Genomic DNA, 22,409 nt, shown 5'->3' on the forward strand with positions numbered 1-22,409 from the left:
GGCCTCGCGTTGCACAACGGGTGTTTTATTTGGGGAGCAGATGTGCTGCAGAGTATTTTTACGCTAATCGTCGATACCATCGCCGGGGTCCTCGGCGGCGCGCTGTTGCTGCGCTTCTGGATGCAAGTGGTGCGTGTACGGCCGCCGATGGCGCTCGGTCAGTTCACGTTTCAATTGACGGACTGGTTGGTGCGGCCGATGCGCCGATTGCTGCCGGGTGTCGGCGGCTACGACTGGGCAAGCCTGGTTGGCGCGGTTCTCGTGATCACGCTGTCGATAGCAATCGATCTCTTCGTAATGTCGCGTTTCTCGCCGGAGTTCCTGGTACTGTTGTCGGTATTGCGGTTCTTCGAGTGGGTGTTTTACGGTTTGATGGGCCTCATCATCATTGAAGCCATTTTCAGCTGGGTGAATCCGCATGCACCTCTCGCGCCTTTCATCCGGGCGTTGAACGATCCCTTGATGCGGCCGTTGCGGCGCATCGTTCCGTTGATCGGCAATATCGACTTATCGCCGCTGGTTGCGCTGGTGCTGCTGCAGATCGGACTGCGCGTGATTACCTATGGAATCACCTCGCTTGCCTAACGAAGCCTGGTGTACTCCGCTGCCCAATGGCATCCGGTTGGCAGTGCAGATTACGCCCAATGCGAAAAAAAGCGAAGTCATCGGCGTGCTGGGTGAGGCGCTCAAGATCAAGCTGCAGGCGCAACCGATTGAAGGAAGGGCGAATGAGGCCCTGGTCCGCTATCTTGCCGCTCTGTTCGGCGTGCCAAAAGGCGCTGTCACCATTACACAAGGCCTTGCGAATCGGCGCAAGACCGTTGAAATCACGGCGCACGGCGTGACGATGGATGGTGCCAGGCAGGTGCTCATGCCTTCTGGCCGGGAATAGCTGGCTTGCCCGCGACGCCCCGGCCCGACTTGTCGAAGCACGACGCAATGCTCAATGGGTGATGCGCGTCGAGCCGCCGCTGGTAATGACCTTGACGGTATCGCCTGGCTGGAAGGTCTCCGCGGTGTCGATGTTGTAGGTGCGTTCTTCGCCGTTTTCAAGGCGCACGGTGACAGCAACGAACTGGCGCGTGGTGCCAGCGGCTTCGACCTGGTGTCCGGCAATGCCGCCTGCGACACCCCCCCCGATCGCTGCTGCGGTGCGGCCATAACCGCCGCCGATCGAACTGCCGGCAATTCCGCCCAGCACCCCACCGATGAATGGACCCAGGCCCGAAGTTTGGCCGCCGGCGGTCGTGACGTCGCGAACCGCAGTTACTTGTCCGGTCTGGACCAGGGTACTGCCTTCCGTTGACGCATTCGGGGCTTGCGCAGGAGGCTGCGTCGAGCAGCTCGCCATCGCAAACACGAAAAATGCTGCAAGCAGGGAAACGGTGCGCATATTGATTTCTTGACGAGCCCCAGACCTGATTATGCCTTGATGCTTTTACAGCCGATAACCGAATGCCTGCTGGAAGCGGTCATCGATTTCCGCACGGGACGGCGCATGATTTTGTCCGCCTTGATGTTCGATCTTGATTGCCCCCATCAGACTGGACAGCCGCCCGATTGTGGACCAATCCATGCCATTGGTCAGACCGTACAGAACGCCTGCGCGGAACGCATCGCCGCAGCCGGTCGGATCCGCCACCTTTCCGGCTGGCACGCAAGGAATTTCGATACGCTGGCCGTCGGTGAAGATGTCCGCGCCTTGCTCGCCGCGTGTCACGATCAACGCCGAGACGCGCTCTGCAATGCCTTCCAGACTCAGTCCGGTGCGTTCGGTCAGCAACTCGGCTTCGTAATCATTGACCGCTACGTAGGTGGCGAGTTCAATGAAGTGTTCCAACTCGGCACCATTGAACATCGGCAATCCCTGGCCCGGATCGAAGATGAATGGGACGCTGCGTGCAGCGCAATCCTCGGCGTGCTCGACCATGCCGTCGCGCCCGTCGGGGGCGACAATCGCCAATTTCACGGTACCGGCATCGGCCACCTTGTTTTCATGGGAAAACGTCATCGCGCCCGGGTGGAATGCGGTGATCTGGTTGCCGTTTGCATCCGTGGTGATGAACGCTTGCGCGGTGTACGACGCGTCGATCGTCCGAATGCATCGCCGCGAAATGTGCAGGCTGTCGAGCCGCTCGAGGTAGGGCGCGCCATCCTGACCGATTGTCGCCATGATGAGCGGATCGCCTCCCAGCAATTTCAGGTTGTAGGCGATGTTGCCGGCACAGCCGCCGAATTCGCGGCGCAGCTGCGGCACAAGGAAAGCCACATTGATCTTGTGTAACTGATCCGCCAGCAATGCTTCCGAGAAGCGTCCTTCGAACGACATGATGGAATCGAAAGCGAGCGAGCCGCAGATGAGGGAAGTCATGGATATGCTTTGAGAGTGATGGAAAGAGTTGTGGGCGATTCTGCCGCTGTTGTTTCGGATCGAGGCGCGCCTAGGGATAGAACAGGTACACCCGGTAGCCCGAAGCCTTCAGCTGAGACAGTTCGAGGAACAGCTTGACCGGCTGTTCCGAGTTGGAGGCAAAGCCGCTATTTGCATCGATAGCTCCGGGCAGGTAGTCACGTGGCGTGAACACGCGACGTGCCACCGGATTTTCATTTGCATCGTTCAAGGTCAGTTCGATACTCGGCCACGCTTGAGGCGTTGCACCGTGATTGAGCAGCAGCGCATTGAAAACAAAGGTGTTTTTCTCTGGCGCCAATGCCTGCAGTTCGCTCGATTCGATCGCGACCGCTTCCGGCTGCGCCGGCAATCCCATTCGGCAATCGAACAGTGCGCATGCACGACCGAGCATCGGCTTTGTCGCGGGGAAGCGTGCCGCAATCTGGTCGCGGAATACATAGACACCCTGGAGCAGCAGGCAGATCAACAGGATGAACGAGCCAATGCCCGTGAACCACCGCAATGCACGGCCAAGGCGCTGACGTCGACGCCCCTGCGTAACGAAGCCGGGCTCTTCGTATTCATCATCGATGTCGTCATCGTGTTCGGACGCTTCGTCTTGCCTGTCGGCGCGCAAGGGCTTGTGCTGCAAGTCTTCCATCGCTTGCGCGAGCGGATCAGGTGCGTCCGGGTCATGGTGCGGCGCGGCCCTCTCGATAAAGTCCTGATCCTCCGCGGACTCCGCTTCGGCATGCGAAAAATCCATCAGCGTCATGCGTTCCAGCGGATCGGCTGCAATCGGATCTGCATGTGCGGCCGGTTTGGCGGGACTGTCGGCGGGTGCGTCGTTCAAAGGCGCGTCCCGCTCGGGCTGCGTCATCGGAGAGGCTTCCAATACCGCGGGTTTTGCGGATGGCAGCGCCGGTATTTCAGCGCTTGCCACATCGGAATCCGGCAGCTCGGATGACTTGGCTGCCGCGGGCGATGCGGCTGATGCGGGAATCGATGCAGGAGTGGCTGCAGGCGCAGGCTTGGGTGCATCTTCAGGCGGCAGCAAATGCTCGATGCCGTTGAATATCTGCTTGCAGGAGCCGCACCGGACCAGTCCGGCGCGCAGTTTAAGCTGGTCTTGCGCGACCCTGAATGTCGTATGGCAGTGGGGACACCGGGTCGCGAGCGCCATTGTTGTTATTGCGCTCCGGTTGATTGGCCGGACAGGGCGACCCAGCCGTCGTGCTCGGCCCATACCGATAGCCTGATGAAGGGGGCGTAGGCGGCGGCGACTTCATCGGCCTGGCGCGCGAGAACGCCGGATAGTACCAGGCGGCCGCCGGGTGCGACACGCGACGACAGCATGGGAGCCATCAGTTTCAACGGACTGGCAAGGATATTGGCGACCACGATATCGAATGTTTTCGGTGTCGACGCAGCGGCGAATGCTTCCGGCAGGTAGTAGTCAATTTCACAGCGGTTGCGCTCGCTGTTGTAGCGCGCGGATTCGATGGCCTGTGGGTCGATATCCACGCCGGCCACCAACGCCGCACCAAGCTTTTTCGCTACCATCGCAAGGATGCCGGAGCCGCAACCGTAATCCAGCACGGTGAGATTTTCCGGCGCGTGCGCTTCCAGCCATTCCATGCAAAGACGCGTGGTCGGATGGCTGCCGGTGCCGAAGGCGAGGCCGGGATCCAGCTCCAGCACAAGGCCGCCGGCGTCGGGCGCATCGTGCCAACTCGGCACAACCCAGATGTTCTTGCCGATATGGATCGGATCGAATTGCGATTGCGTCAGGCGCACCCAGTCCTGCTCTTCCACCGGGCGCAGCGTGTATGACGGCTGCGTTGCCAGTCCGATGGCGGCTGCAGCTTCTACCACGATGGCACGATGGTCGGCATCGTTGGATGCAAGCGCCACGACACGACTGCGTTCCCATGCGGCTTCCGCAGGTTCCATGCCGGGTTCGCCGAACAATGGTTGCTCGGCCTCGGTTCCTTCATCGGCATCTTCCACCGAAACCGACAGCGCACCCGCTTCCATCAAGGCGTCTGACAGCTGTTCGGCGTGATCGCGGGCGACTTCGATGACGATTTCAGTCCAGCTCATGGGGATGCCTTATTTCTTGACCTGGCCGGACTTGGGCAAATCAGGTTTGTCCGCGAGCTTTTGTTCCAGGTAGTGGATGTTCGTGCCGCCTTCGATGAAGCGTGCATCGATCATCAATTCGCGATGCAAAGGGATATTGGTCAGAATCCCTTCGACCACCATTTCGGACAGGGCGATCTGCATGCGGCGAATCGCCTGGTCGCGCGTGGCGCCGTAGGCAATCACCTTCCCGACCATGGAATCATAGGTCGGCGGCACAAAATAGCCGGCGTACGCATGCGAATCGACCCGGATACCGGGACCGCCCGGCGCGTGCCAGGCGTTGATGCGGCCCGGCGAGGGCGTGAACTTGAACGGGTCTTCCGCGTTGATGCGGCATTCGATCGCATGCCCGGTCAGTTCGATGTCGCGCTGGCGGAAGCGCAGTTTTTCGCCCGCCGCGACGCGGATTTGTTCCTGCACCAGGTCGATGCCGGTAATCATTTCCGTCACCGGATGCTCGACCTGGATACGGGTATTCATTTCGATGAAGTAGAACTCGCCGTTTTCATACAGGAACTCGAATGTCCCTGCGCCCCGGTAGCCGATCTTGCGGCAGGCATCGGCGCAACGATCGCCGATGCGCTCGATCAGCTTGCGCGGAATGCCTGGCGCCGGTGCTTCCTCGATCACCTTCTGGTGACGGCGCTGCATCGAGCAATCGCGCTCGCCAAGCCACACCGCATTCTTGAATTCGTCGGCAAGTATCTGGATTTCCACGTGACGTGGATTTTCCAGGTATTTCTCCATATAGACTTCGGGGTTGCCGAAGGCGGTGCCGGCTTCGGTCCTGGTCATTGTCACTGCGTTGAGCAGCGCCGCTTCGGTGTGCACGACGCGCATGCCGCGCCCGCCGCCGCCACCCGCCGCCTTGATGATGACCGGGTAGCCGACCTTGCGCGCGATGCGGATGATTTCCTTCGGATCTTCCGGCAGCGCGCCTTCCGAACCCGGCACACAGGGCACGCCAGCCTTGATCATGGCGTGCTTTGCCGAGACCTTGTCGCCCATCATGCGGATCGATTCGGAGCGCGGGCCGATGAAGACGAAACCGGATTTTTCCACGCGTTCGGCGAAGTCCGCATTCTCGGAAAGGAAGCCGTAGCCCGGGTGAATCGCTTCGGCGTCGGTGACTTCTGCGGCGCTGATGATCGCCGGCATGTTCAGATAGCTCAAGGAGGACGGCGCAGGGCCGATGCAGACCGATTCGTCGGCCAGCTTGACGTACTTTGCCTCGCGGTCGGCCTCGGAATGGACCACGACGGTTTTGATGCCCATCTCGCGGCATGCGCGCTGAATGCGAAGCGCAATTTCGCCACGATTGGCAATGAGGATTTTTTCAAACATGGTGGGGGATGTGTGAACCGTTAAGAGGTGGTATCAGGAATTGGCGCGGCACGCGGCAAAGTGCGCGTGCCGGGTACCGCCCCTTAGCCGATCACGAACAGAGGCTGGCCGAATTCGACCGGCTGGCCATTCTCGACGAGGATCTGCTTGATGACGCCCGAGGCATCCGCGTCGATCTCATTCAACAGTTTCATCGCCTCAATGATGCACAGGGTGTCACCCTCCTTGATGGAGGAGCCGATTTCGACGAACGGCGGGTTGCCCGGTGCGGATGAGCGATAGAAGGTGCCTACCATCGGCGACTTGACGATATGGCCTTGCGGTTCGGCCGGCGCAGCCGCCGCTGCGGACGCGCCGATTTGCGGGCCGGCGACAGGGGCCGCCATCGCTTGCGGTACGGCCTGCGGCTGCATCATCACGACTTGATTCTGTGCGACTCCGGAGGATTTGACGATGCGGACTTTGCTTTCGCCTTCGGTGACTTCGAGTTCGGCGATGTCTGATTCAGCGACCAGGTCGATCAGCGTCTTGAGTTTTCGTAGATCCATGAGAAATCCTTCGGAATTATTTGTCTGTTATGGCAATGAGAATTGCCGCAATTATATGCTGATTGCGGAGAGATAATGAAAGTTAAAGCTTTTTGAGTGCGTGATCAATGGCCAGTCGATAGCCTTCGGTGCCGAGGCCGCAGATGACCCCGACTGCGATATCCGACAAAAACGAGTGATGGCGGAATGCTTCGCGGCGATGAATATTGGAGATATGCACTTCAATAAAAGGAATGGCGACACCGGCCAAGGCATCGCGCAACGCCACGCTGGTATGGGTAAAGCCGGCGGGGTTGATCACGATGGCATCCACGCCCTCGATTCTTGCTGCATGAATCCGGTCAATCAGCGCACCTTCGTGATTGCTCTGGAAGGAGGTGAATTGCGCGCCGGCAGCATGTACTTGGGCGGCAGCGGCTTGCTCAATATCCGCCAACGTCGTCGATCCATACACTTCCGGCTCGCGTGTTCCGAGTAGATTCAGATTCGGCCCATTAAGCAGAAGTAGATTTTTTGCCATGGAGATGCAACTTGGTTTGACGAGGATGGCGCATTTTGCCGTCTAATGATGCCGATTGGCAAGGGAAACTATGCTTGCCCTTATCCTTGTTCATGAAGCCGCTTCAAATCCTTGCGCAGCTCTTCCATTTTCAGACGGCCGAGATAAGTCTTTTTTACTGCGCCGTCTTTGCCGATGAGTACGGTGAAGGGCAGTCCGCCGGTGGGGTTGCCAAGTTGGCGCGACAGCTCGGTGCCATTGACTCCGCCAACGTAGAGCGGATACGTGATTTTATATTTTGAAGCGAATTCGGTAATGTTGGTCGCAGAGTCGATGCCGATGCCGATGATTTGTATATTGTCCGATGCGATGCTGGTTTGCAAAGCCGACAACTCCGGCATCTCGTCAACGCAAGGTGCGCACCAGGTTGCCCAGAAGTTGACAACCAGGGCCCGGCCTTTCCATTTGGATAATTGTTGAGTCGTTCCGGTTGCGTCCGGCATGGATTGCGCGAGAAGGCTGGCCACCGCGCCGCTTTGTGGCGGTACTGGTTCGAAATGCCTTGCGCCAAAATACACGCCGATTGCGGCAAAGAGCACGCCGACCAATCCGGCCGCGAGAATGTTTTTCTTCATTTTGTTTCTGCTTGAATGATCAATGCGCGTACCGATTCCATATTCGCGCGTTCCAGTTTGCCTTCGGCCGTCGTCTTCATCGCGCCGCGCAAATCGTCGGTGGCATAAACAGCAAGATGAATGCCTTCATTTTTCCACATGAAGCTGATTCTTTCGATGGGCTCGCGGCGGCCGTTGAAGTGGGAAGTTTCCGTTACGTCAAAATCGACATGCTTGTTCAACAGGAATATTTCGACGTCTTTCGCGCTCTCTGTAAACAATTGCAAATAAATATCCGAATGCTCACCCGCTGTTCCGTTCAGTACTGCGCCCGTGAGGTAGGGTGAAAACTGCGCGAGCTCCTTCATGACATGCAAGGCCAGCTTGCGCAGATCCAGCAGCCGCGCCGGCTGGGTGTCGCCGAAGAACAGTTCGTTATAAAGCCGCACTTCCTCTTCGATCTGCGCGTTGTCGGGCATGAATTCGCCGCGGACTTTTGCATTGCCGAGAATCTGTTTTGCCGCCTTGCGCTTGGCCATGCCGTAGTCCGCGCCGTCTTCCGCGATCATGCGCGCGGCCACTGCCGCAATTTCGGCACGCAACTGTTCAATATCAGATGAATAAGCAGCCATGAGGATGATGATACCCGCACGGCGCAGGGCCGTGGCTCGGGTAGAATCTCGCTATTCTATTTCGAATTGGCACCATGCATATTCACATCCTTGGCATCTGCGGCACCTTCATGGGTGGGCTCGCGGTGCTGGCCAGGCAAGCCGGCCATAAAGTGACTGGCTGCGACAGCAATGTCTACCCGCCGATGAGCACCCAGCTTGAAGCGCAGGGCATTGAACTGATCGAAGGATTCAGTCCGGATCAGATCGGTTTGCAACCCGACCTGTTCGTCATCGGGAACGTCGTCTCGCGCGGCAATCCCTTGATGGAAGAAATCCTCAACCGCGGTCTGCCATATGTATCAGGCCCGCAATGGATCGGCGAACACATCCTGCACGACAAATGGGTACTGGCCGTGGCGGGAACGCATGGCAAAACCACCACATCGTCCATGCTGGCGTGGCTGCTGGAAGATGCGGGTTATCACCCAGGTTTCCTGATCGGTGGTGTGCCGATGAATTTCGGCATCTCTGCCCGGCTGTCTGGTACCCAGGCCGGCTCGTCCTTCTTCGTGATCGAGGCTGATGAATATGACACGGCCTTCTTCGACAAGCGCAGCAAATTCGTCCATTACCGTGCCAAAACCGCGATTCTGAACAACCTGGAATACGACCACGCTGATATTTTCCCGGACCTGGGCGCGATCGAAACGCAATTCCATCACCTGGTGCGCACGGTCCCGGGCGTTGGCCGCCTCGTTGCCAATGGTCGCGAAGAATCGATGCGGCGCGTGATCGCGCGCGGCTGCTGGAGCGACAACGAATGGTTCGGCGTGACAGGCGAGGCCGGCTGGGCGCTTGCGGAACATAACGACGGCAGTTTCGACGTGCTGTTCAACGGCGAGTGCCACGGCACGGTACGCTGGTCGCTGACGGGGGAGCACAACCGGCTGAACGGGCTTGCCGCGATTGCGGCGGCGCGCCATGTCGGCGTGCCGGTTGCGCAGGCGATCGACTCGCTGGGCCGGTTCGAGAATGTCAAGCGCCGCATGGAGGTGCGCGGCGTGGTCCGGGACATGACGGTGTACGACGATTTCGCGCACCACCCGACGGCGATTGCGACGACGGTCGGCGGTTTGCGAAAAAAGATTGGCAGCGCGCGCATCCTCGCCGTGCTGGAGCCGCGCTCCAACACGATGAAGCTGGGCACGATGAAGGAAGCATTGCCCGGCAGCCTGGGTGAAGCCGATCTGGTGTTCGGCTACGGCGCCAAATCCGGCAAGGATGCGCTGGGCTGGAATCTGGGCGAAGCGCTGGCGCCGCTGGGTAGCAAGGCCGGTGCCTATGACGAATTGGGTGAACTGGTGCAGGCGATCGCGCGCGCCGCACGGCCGGGTGATCACATTCTGGTCATGAGCAATGGCGGCTTCGGCGGCGTGCATCAGAAGATTCTGGATGCGTTGTCGCAATGATCCTGTATCTGCATGGCTTCCGTTCTTCGCCGCAATCCTTCAAGGCGCGTCTGATCGCCGAGCGCATGCAGGCATTGGGTCGCAGCGCGGAATATCATTGCCCCCAGTTGCCGGCATCGCCGCGTGACGCGATCGCACTGGCGACGGACATCGTGAACCGCTCTCCGGCCAGCGAAGTTACGCTGATCGGCTCTTCACTCGGCGGTTATTACGCGACCTGGCTGGCAGAGCAGACAGGCTGCCGCGCGGTGCTGCTGAATCCGGCAGTCAAGCCGCCGCGTGATCTGGAAACATACGTGGGCGTGACCACCGCATACCATTCGGATGAACGGTTCGAATTCAAGCGTGAATATATCGATGAATTGAAGGCATTTGCCATCGACGAGATCACGCGTCCGGAAAGATATTTCCTGATCGCGGCGACAGGCGATGAAGTGCTCGACTGGAAGGAAATGACCGCGCATTACCCGATGGCGCGACAACATGTCATTGATGGCAGCGACCATGGCATTTCCGAATTCGATCGGTATGTCGATCAGGTTCTTGCCTTTTGCGGAATAGCAACGGGAACGCCGCAACAAGGTTCACGGTGAGCGAGAGCGTGCCCCGCGCACGGCGCGATGCGGCACAGGCCGCAAGCGCCGCATGATGAAATTAACAAGCAAAGTATTTGATGAATCTATTTTTCGAAGAGTCCGGTGACTTCAAGGCCGGCGCGGTGTTGTCGCAGCAGGGCGAAGCCTATCAGGTCGAGATGTCGACCGGAAAACGTACCAAGGTCAAGGCGAAAGACGTGCTGTTGCAATTCGCCTCGCCCGATCCTGCGCAATTGATGACGGACGCACAGGCGGTCGCCGCAGACATCGACCTCGACTTCTTGTGGGAAGTCGCGGGGCAGGAAGAATTCGGTTTCGCCGAACTGGGCAATGAATATTTCGGCCACGATCCGAAACCGGGCGAGGCGGCAGGATTGCTGCTACGCCTGCATGGCGCGCCTGTCTATTTCTACAAGAAGGGCAAAGGCCGTTACAAGGCCGCACCGGAAGCATCGCTGAAAGCCGCGCTGGCCGGTATCGAGAAAAAGAAGCAGCAGGCGCTGGTCCAGGCGCAGTATGTCGAGGAACTGAAGGCGCATCGCCTGCCCGATTCGATCCGGGCGGCGGCGCTGCAACTGCTCTTCAGGCCGGACAAGAACAGCATCGAATACAAGGCATTGGAAGCGGCGTGCAATGAGCTGCAGACCAGTGCGGCGCGTCTGATGCTGGCGACCGGCGGCATTGGCTCTCCCAGGGAGTTGCACTATTCAAGATTCCTGCACGAGTTTTTCCCCAAGGGAACCGGCTTTCCCGCGATTACGATACCGTCTGCGCCGTCGCTGTCCGTGGCCGACGTGCAGGCGTTTTCGATCGATGATGTGACGACCACGGAAATCGACGATGCGTTCTCGATCGTGCCGCTCGCTGACGGCAGAATCCGCGTCGGCATTCACATCGCCGCGCCGGGCCTGGGCATCAAGCGCGGCGACACGATTGACGCGATTGCGCGGCAACGGCTGTCGACGGTCTATATGCCTGGCGACAAGATCACCATGCTGCCGGACGCGCTGGTTGACGCATTTACGCTGGCGGAGGGCAAGACCTGTCCTGCCCTTTCGCTGTACGCGACACTGGACACGCAAGACTGGTCGGTCGTCTCCACCGAGACCAAAGCTGAACTGGTACCGATCGCCGCCAATCTGCGCCACAACGAGCTGGACGAACTGGTCACCGAGGAAGCGCTTGCCGCCGATGCCGGCGACTATCCGCACAAGGCAGATATCGCGCAATTGTGGCAATGGGCACAGGTGCTCGAAAAAGGACGGATGGCGAAGCGCGAAGGTTTCGGCCTGAAACCGGAACAGACCAATCGCGTCGATTTCAATTTCTATGTCGAAGACGACGTGGTGACGATCGCCCGCCGCAAGCGCGGCGCGCCGCTCGACAAGATCGTCGCGGAACTGATGATCTTCGCCAACAGCACATGGGGCAAGCTGATGCATGACCATGGTGTGCCCGGTATCTACCGCAGCCAGGGTGGCGGCGGTGGTGGCTGGGCCGCAAGGATGCAGGTGCGCATGGTGACGCACGCCGCGCCGCATCAGGGCCTCGGCGTCGATCAGTACGCGTGGAGCACGTCGCCGCTGCGGCGTTACACCGATCTGGTGAATCAGTGGCAGATCCTCGCCTGCGTCGAGCACGGCGTCACGGCGCCGCTGGTCGCGCCCTTCAAGCCCAAGGATGCCGATCTGTTTGCGATCGTGTCCGCTTTCGATGCCGCTTACTCCGCTTATGGCGATTTCCAGTCGAACATGGAACGCTACTGGTGCCTGCGCTGGTTGGCGCAGGAAAATGCGCGACAGGTCGAGGCGGTCGTGCTGAAGGATGAAGTGCTGCGTCTGGTCGATATTCCATTGATCATCAAGTTGGCAGGCATGCCGCAAACGGCGCGCGGCACGCAAGTCAAGCTCGACCTGATCCGCTGGGACGACGTGGATCTGACAGTCGAGGCGCGTTTGCTCGAAATCGCAAGTGCTGCCGCCGCTCCCGGAGAAGAAATTGCCGAAATCGATGGCGAAAACGACACGGAAACCGTGCCCGAATGAGCTCCGCCGAAATGTCGGTTTGAAACGCCGACCTTTGTCGTAAAATTCAAACCTTCTGCAATCGCCTGCACTCGCCGCGTGATGTTCATTCGACAAAACCGAACTCTGACCATTGCCATCGCCATCTCGGTACTGGTGCATGGTGCATTGCTGGCGGTGCGCTTCGTTGCGCCGGATTCATTCAAGTTCGAGCCGACCGACCCCGGTCTGGAAGTCATCCTGGTCAATGCCAAGCACGATAAGAAGCCGGTCAAGGCGGATGCGCTGGCGCAGGCGAATCTTGACGGCGGCGGCAATGCCGAGGCCGGACGGTCGAAATCGCCATTGCCCGACATGCGCAAGAACGAGAACGGCGAAAGCCTGAAAACAATGCAGCGCCGGATTGAGGAAATGGAAAAGCAGCAGCAAGAGATGCTGGCGCAATTGAACAAGAAGACGCGCCATGCCGCTCCACAAACGAAGGATGCCATCCAGTCGAAGGATGCGCAGCCCCGGCACGATGGCAAGGACGTCACCGATAGCGATAGCGAGATTCGCCGCAGTGCAGCCGAGATTGCAAAAGATATCGAGGACTACAACAAGCGTCCGAAGAAGACGATGATCTCGCCGAGCACCCGGGAAGTCGGATACGCGATGTACTACAACGCGCTGCGCGAGCGGATCGAGAAAGTCGGCACGCTCAACTTCCCGCAGAAAGATGGCAGAAAGCTGTACGGCGAGCTCGTGCTTTCCATTTCCATTTATCAGGATGGCACGATCTATGACAAGGATGGCGGTTTGACCGTCGACAAATCCTCCGGCAATCCGGCACTGGATGAAGCCGCCAAGCGCATCGTGCGGCGGTCCGCACCCTTCGGCAAGTTCCCTCAAAACATGCGCTCGGCCGGCAAGGATGATGTCTGGGTGCTGGTCACGAATTTCAAATTCACCCGCGAAGGCGGTCTTGAGGCCAATCTGCGCGGCGGGGGCCAGTAGGAATGCCTGATCGCTATGCAGTCATTGGCAATCCGATCGCCCACAGCAAGTCGCCCGCCATCCATGCGCGTTTCGCCGCGCAAACGAATCAGGCGCTCACCTACGAACGTCTGCTCGCGCCCCTCGATGGTTTCGCTGCCACCGTGCACGCCTTCATCGATGCAGGCGGAAAGGGCGCAAACGTCACCGTTCCCTTCAAGCTCGAAGCCTGCGCGCTGGCGACCTCGCTGACCACGCGGGCGCGGGCGGCTGGCGCGGTGAATACCCTGAAGTTCGACGACTCCGCCATCATCGGCGACAACACCGATGGTGTCGGCCTGGTCACCGACATTGTGCGCAATGCCGCCGTCGCGATTCGCGGCAAGCGTGTGCTGCTGCTCGGTGCCGGCGGCGCATCGCGCGGCGTGGTGCTGCCGCTGCTCGCGGAAGATCCGGCCGAGCTGGTGATCGCCAATCGCACCGTGTCGAAGGCCGTGGAGCTGGCGGCGCAGTTTGCGGCGAACGGCAGTGTCCGTGGCGGCGATTTCGCGTCGCTGCAAGGCCGGTTCGACATCGTGATCAATGCCACCTCGGCCAGTCTCGCATCGGAGGTGCCGCCGATTTCGCCGGAGGTATTCGACGGCGGATCGCTCGCATATGACATGATGTACGGGAAGGCGCCAACGGTGTTCATGCAGTTCGCCGCGCAACACGGCGCTGCGGTGCGTGACGGCCTCGGCATGCTGGTCGAGCAGGCGGCTGAAGCCTTCCATGTGTGGCGCGGCGTCAGGCCCGATACGGCAGCTGTATTCGCAGAACTGCGCGCAGGACTCTGACCGCATGAAATTCCTGCGCAAGTTGCTGATGTGGATTGTCCTCATCCCGATACTCGTCGTGCTTGTGCTGCAGCTTTATTTCTTCGTGCAGATCTGGTGGTGGGTCGATCACAATCCGAACACCACCAGCTTCATGCGTCAGCAATTGTCGGCGCTGCAGGAAAGGAATCCTGACGCGAAGCTCAAGCACAAGTGGGTTCCCTACAACCGCATCTCGAATAATCTCAAGCGCGCCATCATCGCGGCCGAAGACTCGCATTTCTCCGAACATGAAGGCATCGACTGGGAGGCGATGCAGAAGGCGTACGAAAAAAACACGAAGAAAGGCAAGGTCATCGCCGGCGGTTCCACCATCACACAGCAGCTTGCGAAGAACCTTTTCCTGTCGGGCGAGCGCAGTTATCTGCGCAAGGCGCAGGAAGGCGTGATCACCTACATGCTCGAATTCTGGATGGACAAGGAACGGATTTTCGAGATCTATCTGAACGTTGTCGAATGGGGCAACGGCGTATTCGGGGCCGAGGCCGCCGCCCAGCATTATTACGGCGTCTCCGCCGCGCAACTGAGTGCGTCGCAGGCGGCAAGGCTTGCCGTGATGCTGCCCAAACCCCGCTTTTATGACAAGAATCGCGGCTCCTCCTATCTGGCGCGCCGCACCAACCTGATCCTGCGCCGGATGGGAGCGGCGGAGCTGCCCTGACACGCTTGCGGGAAGCTTGCCTGTCTGAATCGATATCAGTACACTTGCGCTGTTTTCAATTTCGGAGACCCCACTTGGGTAGTCCCTGTACAAACTGTCAACCGTCGGCGGACGGTCAATCGGCGAGATAGCGCTACCCAATCCGGTCTGTTTCCGGACTTCATCAAGCGCCTCTCGCCATATACTGGCGGGCGGGCGCATCAAGGCCACTCATGGCCGCGTTCCCCAGAAATCAATTTCCTGCGAAGGATCTTCGCAGGATCGTCATGCATTTTCACAAACATGCATGACCGGGAGGGCACATGATCAATGTATTTGACTTGCAAAACGGACGGCTCAACCAGGTCAATATCGAAAGCCGGAACGACCTCGAAAAGGCCGCGCCGGTGTGGGTCGACCTTACCGATCCGAACGACGAGGAACGGGCCTGGGTAAAGAGCATCTATGACGTCACGCTGCCCGGCGAAGACGAAGTGAAGGACATCGAGGCGTCGGCCCGCTACTACGAAGCGGAGAACGGCGACCTGCATCTGCGTACAGACTTTTTGCTGGAGGAGGAAGACGGACCCTCACGCGTCGTGACCGTCGCTTTCATCCTGACAAAGGACATGCTGTTCTCGGTGCACAATGACGACTTGCCGGTATTCCGCCTGGTGCGCATGCGCGCGCGTTCGCGGCCGGGATCGATTGCCGATTACAAGGACGTGCTGCTCGACCTGTACGCGACCGATGCGGAATATTCGGCGGATGCACTGGAAGGGATTTATCAAAGCCTGGAAGAAGTCAGCCGCAGCGTGCTGCAAAAGCAGGTGAGCGATGCCGATGCGGCCGAAATTTTGAATGCGATCGCGCAGGAGGAAGACTTGAACGGCCGCATCCGCCGCAACATGATGGATACGCGTCGCGCGGTCAGCTTCCTGATGCGCGGCCGCCTGCTGAATGCGGATCAGTTCGAGGAGGCGCGGCAGATTCTGCGGGACATCGAATCACTGGATGGCCACACTGCCTTCCTGTTCGACAAGATCAACTTCCTGATGGATGCAACCGTCGGCTTCATCAACATCAACCAGAACAAGATCATCAAGATATTCTCGGTCGCCAGCGTCGCGTTCCTGCCGCCGACGCTGATCGCGAGCATCTACGGGATGAACTTCAAGATTCTGCCCGAGCTGGACTGGGGCATGGGTTATCCGTTTGCGCTGGTGCTGATGGTCGCCAGTGCGATTACCCCGTTCTGGTATTTCCGACGTCGAGGCTGGTTGAACTAACGACTCAACCGGAATATCAGGATGGCCCGGTGCGCTGCACAGATGCGCGCCGGGCGGTATTTCTGGCTGCGATTCAATGTGCCAGAGCGGCAAACGCTCCGCGTGCCGCGCTGAGCGTCGCCTCGATGACCGTGTCATCATGCTGCGCCGATACGAAACCTGCCTCGAACGCTGAGGGCGCGAGATAAACGCCGGCATCCAGCATGGCATGGAAGAATTCATTGAAGCGGTTTTTGTCGCACGCCATCATCTCGCCGTAAGTGGCGGGAATCTTCTCGGCAAAATACAAGCCGAACATGCCGCCGACCGCGTTGGCACAAAAACTGATGCCGGCGTCTTTCGCGGCATCGGACAAGCCCTGCACAAGCTTGCGGGTCTGTGCGGTCAGTGATTCGTAAAAACCGGGTTCTTGAATCAGCTTCAATGTACTCATTCCGGCGGCGACGGCGACCGGGTTGCCCGACAGTGTGCCGGCCTGATAAACCGATCCCAGCGGAGCGAGATGCTTCATGAGGTCGGCGCGGCCGCCGAACGCCGCGACCGGCAGTCCGCCGCCGATGACCTTGCCCAGCACGGTCAGATCCGGTGTGATGCCATAGAGCGATTGCGCACCGCCCAGGGCAACGCGGAATCCGCACATCACTTCGTCGAAAATCAGCACAACACCATGCTGTGTGCACAGGCGGCGCATCGTTTCCAGAAATTCCGCCGTTGCCGGCAGCAAGTTCATGTTGCCGGCAACAGGTTCGACGATGACGCAGGCGATCTCGCTTCCCATCTTCTGGAACACGTCTTCCAGCTGTTGCGGATTGTTATAGTCGAGTACCAGCGTATGCTTGGCGAAATCTTCCGGCACGCCGGCCGAGGTCGGATTGCCGAATGTCAGCAAGCCGCTGCCGGCCTTGACCAGCAGCGAGTCGGCATGGCCGTGATAGCAGCCTTCGAACTTGATGATCTTGTCGCGACCGGTTGCGCCGCGTGCCAGACGCAAGGCGCTCATGGCCGCCTCCGTGCCGCTCGATACCAGCCGCACTTGTTCGACCGACGGCAACAGGCGGCAAATCTCTTCTGCCATCTCGATTTCCGCTTCGGTCGGTGCGCCGAAGCTCAAGCCACGCGCCGCCGCGTCCTGCACGGCCTTGATGACGGCCGGATGAGCGTGACCCACGATCGCGGGGCCCCAGGAGCCGATGTAGTCGATGTAACGTCTGTCGTCAGCGTCCCAGAAATAGGGGCCTTCGGCGCGGGTGATGAAACGCGGCGTGCCGCCAACGGATCGGAAGGCACGCACCGGCGAATTGACGCCGCCTGGTGTACTGATTTGTGCGCGAGCGAATAGGGAGTCGTTCCTGGAAGTCATGCGAAGAAATGAAAAAGAATCATTGATTGGAGTCGGCAGCGGATTCGCGCGCCCAGAAATAGCGGTCCGGAATCAGTTTCCCCATCCCGAGCCTTTGCGCGCCGGCGAGCGTCGCATTGGTGAATTCCTGTGCTTCGAAAGCTGCGGCAGGGACATCGACGCCGTTGGCGAGCATCGCGGCGATGGTGGCAGACAATGTGCCGCCTGCGCCGGTGAAGGGGCCGGACAGCCTTTGCCATGTGTCGTTCCGCATCACCCCCGATTCATTGAAGAGGCTGTTGGTCACACCATGCACATCGCCCGGCGTATTGGTCACGAATACATATTCGCAGCCCGAGTCGATGAGCTGCATCGCATCCGCAGCCATGGTGTCGTCGGCGGAAGGTTCACGCCACGTCTCGGCGAGGTGTCCCAGTTCAACTGCCGATGTCACGAATATCGTGGTTTGCGGAATCAGCAATTCGCGGATTGCGATCAGCGTGTCCTCGGCTTCCGGACCCAGGTCCGGCATGGCTGAAATGAACGGATCGAGGATCAGAGGGATGTCGGGATAGTCCGACACGATTTCCGCGATGACCGACACGTTCTCGATGCCGCCGACGATGCCGACCTTGAATGCCGCGACCGGCATGTCTTCCAGCACCACGCGCGCCTGATCCGCAACCCAATCGGCATCGATGATTTGCACATCCTCGATGCGGGTCGTGTCGCTGATCAAGATTGATGTCACGACAGAAAGTCCGTGACACCCCATCGCGGCAAACGACGCGAGGTCAGCTTGTATGCCGATGGCACCCACAGGGTCTGCCGCACCGAACGTCAGTATGAGTGGGGAAGTTTGGTTTTGCACGGCTGGTAGATTAAGATATTCGACTTTGCATTTTACTTGATTGAAGGGCACGCACACGTGAGCAATAACGAAACGAAGCAGGAATTCAAGACTTGGATGTGTTTGATTTGCGGATGGGTCTACGACGAAGAGGCAGGTCTGCCTGAAGAGGGAATCGCCCCTGGTACGCGCTGGGACGATGTGCCGATGAACTGGACTTGTCCAGAATGCGGTGCGCGCAAGGAAGACTTCGAAATGGTTGCCATTTAAGAACGGCATCGCTTTGCTATTATTGCAACTTTTCGGAATTTCGCATAAAAACCACGGTGGCTGAAAGAGCAGTCGGCGTATTGCTTTACAGTATCTTGCTTTTTATAACATTTGCGCCGTATATTGGACGGAAGTTTATTGAGAGCACGTCATGACAACACCTCAGGAAAACGCCCGTCTCAAGATCATGGTCATCGACGATAGCAGCACCATTCGTCGCTCCGCGGAAATTTTCCTGGGTCAGGCAGGCTATCAGGTCATCCTCGCTGATGATGGCTTCGACGCACTTGCCAAAATGAATGACCATAAGCCCGCACTGATTTTCTGCGACATCCTGATGCCGCGGCTCGATGGTTATCAAACCTGTGCATTGATCAAGAAAAGCTCGAAATTCCATTCCACCCCGGTCGTCATGCTGTCCTCGAAGGATGGGTTGTTCGACCGGGCACGTGGCGCAATGGTCGGTTCTGACGCATATCTCACAAAACCTTTCACCAAAGACAGTCTGCTCAAGACCGTGCGCGAATATACCGAACTCGCATTTTCCAAGTAATTTCCCGAAGCTAAAGGTTCAGGATGGCCATACAAAAAATTCTCGTAGTGGATGATTCACCGACGGAGCGTTATTTTCTGACGGATATCCTTATCAAAAACGGCTTTTCCGTCTCCACCGCCGAAAACGGCGAGGAGGCCTTGCTGAAGGTAAAGGCAGACAAGCCGCAACTGATTTTGATGGATGTGGTGATGCCCGGCCAGAACGGTTTTCAGATCACCCGTGCCATTGCCAGAGACCCGGAAACACAAGAAGTGCCAATCATCATCTGCACCAGCAAGGGGCAGGAAACGGACCGCATCTGGGGCCTGCGCCAAGGTGCGCGTGACTATATCGTCAAGCCGGTAGATCCCCAGGAACTGCTCGCAAAGATCGCCGCGCTTGGATAAAAATCCGCTCATGACATCACTCAATCCGGATCATGTATCGGGCGCTGCATTGACAATCCCGGATGCCGGTACCCGTCGAACCCGCCTGCGCGAATTCCAGACACAGTTGGTTGAGCGCATGCAGGCGGTACGCAGCGGCACACAGGAACATGTCAGTCTGCTCGGCGTGATGATCGGCCAAACCCGTTGGCTGCTGAACCTGCAGGACGCTGGCGAAATCGTGTCCGTTGGCGCAATCACCAAGGTTCCGCTGACGCAAGAGTGGTTTCTCGGCCTGACCAATATTCGCGGCAATTTGGTCTGCGTCATCGATTTCGCAAACTTTCAAGGCTTGTCCCCGACGCAGATCGACAAGGAAAGCCGAATCATCGCGTTTTCTCCTTCGCTGTCTTTCAATACCGGCTTGCTGGTGTCCCGCGTGATGGGCTTGCGCAATGTCGCTGAAATGGAACGCCAATCCGCTTCCGATGGAGATGCCGCGCCATGGTCCGCGCATCGCTATCTTGATCGCGATTCTCATGTCTGGACCGAACTCAACCTTTCCGTAATCGTGCAGGATCCGCGATTCCTGCATGTTGGCTTGTAAGCCGCAGCCTGCATAACCAGGCAGGCTCCCATACCGTACTTAAACGAGGAGACTCAGTAATGGCGTTCAATCTACCGTTCTTTTCCAAAGGCAACAAGGAAGAGCTTGCCGAGAAAGAGGGAGTCTCCGACGGCCATGCACAGGGTGTGATTGTCGCGCCGGCAGGCAGCGGCGCATCGGCGCAACCGAATCTGAACGCAACCTTCCTCGGGGATGCACTGCAGAAAACGGGCGACATCAGCTTGCCCCTGATTGGCCATCTGCCGCTGCAGAAGCAGATCAGTATTTTGCTGTCGACATTGGGCATCTCGCTTGTCGCCGGCGCGCTTTTTGTGGGACTCAATTCCAGCCACTCCATTCTTGCTTCCACGCAGACGCAGATCGCCGGTAACGCACTGATGCATTCGCAACGTATCGGCAAGGCGGCGCCTAATGCAATTCAAGGCAATCTGGAGGCTTTCAAACAGCTCGATGACAGTCGCAAGGAATTCAATCGCGATTTGAACGTTCTGCTCAATGGCGGGGACTACCAGGGCCGCGATGTGGATGCACCCAACGCCAGCATGGCCGCAATCCTGAGCGACACGCAGAAGGTCTGGGCCAATTCGGACAAGGCAGCAGACACGATTCTCAAGTTGAAGAATGAGTTGACCGGGTTTGGTACCACGCTTCAAAAGCTGAATGCGCTGTCGCCCGTCTTGCTCGAACTGACCGAACAGATCGCGACCCTGAAGGCGCAAAGCGGCGCGTCGCCGCGTGAAATTTCCGCCGCCGGCCAGCTTGTGATGTTGACCCAGCGGCTTGGCCGCAGCGCAAATGAATTCCTGACGTCCGAAGGTGTGAACCCGGAAACGGCGTTCCTGCTCGGCAAGGACACCAATACCTTCCGCGACATCACGGATGGATTCTTGAACGGAAGCGACGTGTTGCGCCTCGCCGCGACCAAGGATCAGGATACGCACGAAAAACTCATTGAATTGCAAAAAACCTTTGCCGAATATCAGCAGTCGGTGGCGACCATTCTTGGTAATCTCCAGAACTTCATTGTGGCCAAACAATCGGAACAGCTGATCTTCGCCGAAAACGAAACGCTCAAACAGCGCCTGACCACGCTGCAGCAAACCTATCGCGCGGAGGAGGATTCGCTGAACTGGACCTTCTGGCTGATGGTGGCGAGCGCAGTCGCCGCGCTGATCGCCGCGGTCGGTACCGCCTTGGTCCTGTTGCAGGATGGCCGCAACCGCACCAAGGAAGCAGAACTGCGCCGCCAGCAGGCCGATGACCAGCGTCTTCTGGCGATTCAGAAGGAGGACGAGGCCAAGCGCGCCAACGACCAGAATCAGGCTGCCATTTTGCGCTTGATGAATGAACTGCAGGAAGTGGCGGACGGTGACTTGACTGTGCAGGCGACGGTGTCGGAAGACATCACCGGTGCGATCGCCGACTCGGTGAACTACACCGTGGAAGAGTTGCGCGGACTGGTCGGGCGGGTGACGACAACGGCGGAGCAGGTGACTTCCGCATCCAACCAGGCGCAAAACATCTCGACTGAGCTGATGGTCGCGTCGCAGAAGCAGTCGCGTGAAATCCAGGAAACCGGCCAGGCCGTGCTCGAAATGGCGGTGCAGATTACCGACGTGTCAAAATCCGCCAATGAGTCCGCCGAGGTCGCGCGGCAGTCGGTGACCGCCGCGGAAGAAGGCGCGAAGGCAGTGGGTGACGCGATCAAGGGCATGAATGAAATTCGCGAACAGATTCAGGAAACGTCGAAGCGAATCAAGCGACTGGGCGAGTCGTCACAGGAGATCGGTGAAATCACCGAACTGATTTCCGATATTACCGAACAGACCAACGTGCTGGCGTTGAACGCGGCGATCCAGGCAGCCTCCGCAGGCGAGGCCGGACGCGGGTTCTCGGTGGTTGCAGAAGAAGTCCAGCGCCTCGCGGAACGCTCCGGCGAAGCGACCAAGCAGATCGGTGCGCTGGTGCGCACGATTCAGACCGATACGCACGACGCCGTCGCCGCGATGGAAAAATCGACGCAGGGCGTGGTCGAAGGAGCCAAACTGTCCGATGCGGCCGGTGCGGCGCTGGCGGAAATCCGGCGCGTGTCGAACCGGTTGGCCGATCTGATTCAGGACATTTCCTCCGCTACGGAGCAGCAGGCGACCTCGGCCAACGGCGTTGCGCAAAACATCCAGAACATTCTGACGGTGACCGAGCAGACGCAGCATGGCACGCAGCAGACCGCGCACTCCATTCGCGAACTGTCGAAGCTTGCCGAAGAGTTGAAAAATTCGGTATCGCGCTTCCGCGTGATGGCCTGACCCGAGTTCTAGCCGGCCTGCATAGAACCAATAGTGTGCGTGGCGATGGACCGGTTTCCCGGTTTGTCGCC

25 protein-coding genes are annotated in these 22,409 nt (G+C 58.8%); 14 read left to right on the forward strand and 11 right to left on the reverse strand.

Features of this window, described 5'->3' with window-relative positions:
* Positions 1 to 42 precede the first annotated feature (42 nt).
* Together D3870_RS02845 and D3870_RS02850 are read left to right on the forward strand one after the other, a co-directional pair.
* Positions 43 to 585, forward strand: a complete 543-nt coding sequence (locus D3870_RS02845) for a YggT family protein (protein ID WP_119736500.1) — start codon at positions 43 to 45, stop codon at positions 583 to 585.
* Positions 578 to 892, forward strand: a complete 315-nt coding sequence (locus D3870_RS02850; protein ID WP_242489842.1) for a DUF167 domain-containing protein — start codon at positions 578 to 580, stop codon at positions 890 to 892. Before D3870_RS02845 ends, D3870_RS02850 begins: the two co-directional genes overlap by 8 nt.
* A gap of 51 nt (positions 893 to 943) precedes the next feature.
* Here the strand turns inward: D3870_RS02850 and D3870_RS02855 are convergent, their stop codons facing one another.
* The 9 genes from D3870_RS02855 to D3870_RS02895 all read right to left on the reverse strand — a co-directional run bounded on the left by D3870_RS02855 (position 944) and on the right by D3870_RS02895 (position 8,174).
* Positions 944 to 1,393, reverse strand: coding sequence for an outer membrane lipoprotein (locus D3870_RS02855; protein WP_119736504.1), 450 nt, complete (start codon positions 1,391 to 1,393; stop codon positions 944 to 946).
* 45 nt (positions 1,394 to 1,438) lie between these two features.
* Entirely contained in the window at positions 1,439 to 2,371 is a 933-nt protein-coding gene (locus D3870_RS02860; protein WP_119736506.1) for a carbohydrate kinase family protein, read from the reverse strand.
* Between the two features lie 70 nt (positions 2,372 to 2,441).
* The gene (locus D3870_RS02865) at positions 2,442 to 3,575 is read right to left on the reverse strand and encodes a DUF3426 domain-containing protein (RefSeq protein WP_119736508.1); all 1,134 of its coding nucleotides are present in this window, start codon (positions 3,573 to 3,575) and stop codon (positions 2,442 to 2,444) included.
* 5 nt (positions 3,576 to 3,580) lie between these two features.
* Positions 3,581 to 4,495 (reverse strand): 50S ribosomal protein L11 methyltransferase, encoded by a 915-nt coding sequence (gene prmA, locus D3870_RS02870; RefSeq protein WP_119736510.1) that lies wholly within the window; start codon positions 4,493 to 4,495, stop codon positions 3,581 to 3,583.
* 9 nt (positions 4,496 to 4,504) lie between these two features.
* A complete protein-coding gene (gene accC / locus D3870_RS02875) occupies positions 4,505 to 5,881 on the reverse strand; it encodes an acetyl-CoA carboxylase biotin carboxylase subunit (protein ID WP_119736512.1) in 1,377 nt (458 codons plus the stop codon).
* Positions 5,882 to 5,964: 83 nt separating this feature from the next.
* Complete coding sequence (accB, locus tag D3870_RS02880; protein WP_119736513.1) at positions 5,965 to 6,429, reverse strand: acetyl-CoA carboxylase biotin carboxyl carrier protein; 465 nt, start codon at positions 6,427 to 6,429, stop codon at positions 5,965 to 5,967.
* A gap of 82 nt (positions 6,430 to 6,511) precedes the next feature.
* Positions 6,512 to 6,949, reverse strand: coding sequence for a type II 3-dehydroquinate dehydratase (gene aroQ, locus D3870_RS02885; RefSeq protein ID WP_119736515.1), 438 nt, complete (start codon positions 6,947 to 6,949; stop codon positions 6,512 to 6,514).
* A gap of 80 nt (positions 6,950 to 7,029) precedes the next feature.
* Complete coding sequence (locus tag D3870_RS02890; RefSeq protein WP_119736517.1) at positions 7,030 to 7,563, reverse strand: TlpA disulfide reductase family protein; 534 nt, start codon at positions 7,561 to 7,563, stop codon at positions 7,030 to 7,032.
* Positions 7,560 to 8,174 (reverse strand): hypothetical protein, encoded by a 615-nt coding sequence (locus D3870_RS02895; protein WP_119736519.1) that lies wholly within the window; start codon positions 8,172 to 8,174, stop codon positions 7,560 to 7,562. Before D3870_RS02895 ends, D3870_RS02890 begins: the two co-directional genes overlap by 4 nt.
* 74 nt (positions 8,175 to 8,248) lie before the next feature.
* On the opposite strand from D3870_RS02895, the gene mpl reads away from it, so the two are divergent.
* The 7 genes from mpl (at position 8,249) to corA (ending at position 16,024) form a co-directional block, all read left to right on the forward strand.
* Positions 8,249 to 9,625 carry a UDP-N-acetylmuramate:L-alanyl-gamma-D-glutamyl-meso-diaminopimelate ligase gene (gene mpl, locus D3870_RS02900; protein ID WP_119736521.1) on the forward strand — a complete coding sequence of 459 codons (1,377 nt, stop codon included), beginning with the start codon at positions 8,249 to 8,251 and terminating at the stop codon, positions 9,623 to 9,625.
* Complete coding sequence (locus D3870_RS02905; RefSeq protein ID WP_119736523.1) at positions 9,622 to 10,218, forward strand: YqiA/YcfP family alpha/beta fold hydrolase; 597 nt, start codon at positions 9,622 to 9,624, stop codon at positions 10,216 to 10,218. The genes mpl and D3870_RS02905 overlap by 4 nt, the downstream gene beginning before the upstream one ends.
* Positions 10,219 to 10,298: 80 nt before the next feature.
* Complete coding sequence (locus tag D3870_RS02910) at positions 10,299 to 12,266, forward strand: ribonuclease catalytic domain-containing protein (RefSeq protein ID WP_119736525.1); 1,968 nt, start codon at positions 10,299 to 10,301, stop codon at positions 12,264 to 12,266.
* 81 nt (positions 12,267 to 12,347) lie between these two features.
* Positions 12,348 to 13,241, forward strand: a complete 894-nt coding sequence (locus D3870_RS02915; protein WP_119736527.1) for a TonB family protein — start codon at positions 12,348 to 12,350, stop codon at positions 13,239 to 13,241.
* Positions 13,242 to 13,243: 2 nt separating this feature from the next.
* Positions 13,244 to 14,056: a shikimate dehydrogenase gene (gene aroE / locus D3870_RS02920; RefSeq protein ID WP_119736529.1), complete on the forward strand. Its 813-nt coding sequence runs from the start codon at positions 13,244 to 13,246 to the stop codon at positions 14,054 to 14,056.
* Positions 14,057 to 14,060: 4 nt separating this feature from the next.
* Complete coding sequence (gene mtgA / locus D3870_RS02925) at positions 14,061 to 14,756, forward strand: monofunctional biosynthetic peptidoglycan transglycosylase (protein WP_119736531.1); 696 nt, start codon at positions 14,061 to 14,063, stop codon at positions 14,754 to 14,756.
* A gap of 302 nt (positions 14,757 to 15,058) precedes the next feature.
* Entirely contained in the window at positions 15,059 to 16,024 is a 966-nt protein-coding gene (gene corA, locus D3870_RS02930) for a magnesium/cobalt transporter CorA (protein ID WP_119736533.1), read from the forward strand.
* 73 nt (positions 16,025 to 16,097) lie between these two features.
* Here the strand turns inward: corA and hemL are convergent, their stop codons facing one another.
* Both hemL and thiD read right to left on the reverse strand, forming a co-directional pair.
* Entirely contained in the window at positions 16,098 to 17,384 is a 1,287-nt protein-coding gene (gene hemL / locus D3870_RS02935; protein WP_119736535.1) for a glutamate-1-semialdehyde 2,1-aminomutase, read from the reverse strand.
* Positions 17,385 to 17,403: 19 nt separating this feature from the next.
* Positions 17,404 to 18,234: a bifunctional hydroxymethylpyrimidine kinase/phosphomethylpyrimidine kinase gene (thiD, locus tag D3870_RS02940; protein ID WP_119736537.1), complete on the reverse strand. Its 831-nt coding sequence runs from the start codon at positions 18,232 to 18,234 to the stop codon at positions 17,404 to 17,406.
* A 96-nt stretch (positions 18,235 to 18,330) separates the two neighbouring features.
* Between thiD and D3870_RS02945 the strand changes: the two genes are divergently transcribed.
* The 5 genes from D3870_RS02945 (at position 18,331) to D3870_RS02965 (ending at position 22,338) form a co-directional block, all read left to right on the forward strand.
* Positions 18,331 to 18,483 (forward strand): rubredoxin, encoded by a 153-nt coding sequence (locus D3870_RS02945; protein ID WP_061536974.1) that lies wholly within the window; start codon positions 18,331 to 18,333, stop codon positions 18,481 to 18,483.
* A 151-nt stretch (positions 18,484 to 18,634) separates the two neighbouring features.
* Positions 18,635 to 19,036 (forward strand): response regulator, encoded by a 402-nt coding sequence (locus D3870_RS02950; RefSeq protein ID WP_119736539.1) that lies wholly within the window; start codon positions 18,635 to 18,637, stop codon positions 19,034 to 19,036.
* A gap of 23 nt (positions 19,037 to 19,059) precedes the next feature.
* Positions 19,060 to 19,425 carry a response regulator transcription factor gene (locus tag D3870_RS02955; protein ID WP_119736541.1) on the forward strand — a complete coding sequence of 122 codons (366 nt, stop codon included), beginning with the start codon at positions 19,060 to 19,062 and terminating at the stop codon, positions 19,423 to 19,425.
* A 10-nt stretch (positions 19,426 to 19,435) separates the two neighbouring features.
* Complete coding sequence (locus D3870_RS02960; RefSeq protein ID WP_340638428.1) at positions 19,436 to 20,011, forward strand: chemotaxis protein CheW; 576 nt, start codon at positions 19,436 to 19,438, stop codon at positions 20,009 to 20,011.
* Between the two features lie 59 nt (positions 20,012 to 20,070).
* Positions 20,071 to 22,338, forward strand: coding sequence for a methyl-accepting chemotaxis protein (locus tag D3870_RS02965; protein ID WP_119736543.1), 2,268 nt, complete (start codon positions 20,071 to 20,073; stop codon positions 22,336 to 22,338).
* Positions 22,339 to 22,409 lie beyond the last annotated feature (71 nt).

Source organism: Noviherbaspirillum cavernae (assembly GCF_003590875.1).
Classification (GTDB): Bacteria; Pseudomonadota; Gammaproteobacteria; order Burkholderiales; family Burkholderiaceae_D; genus Noviherbaspirillum; species Noviherbaspirillum cavernae.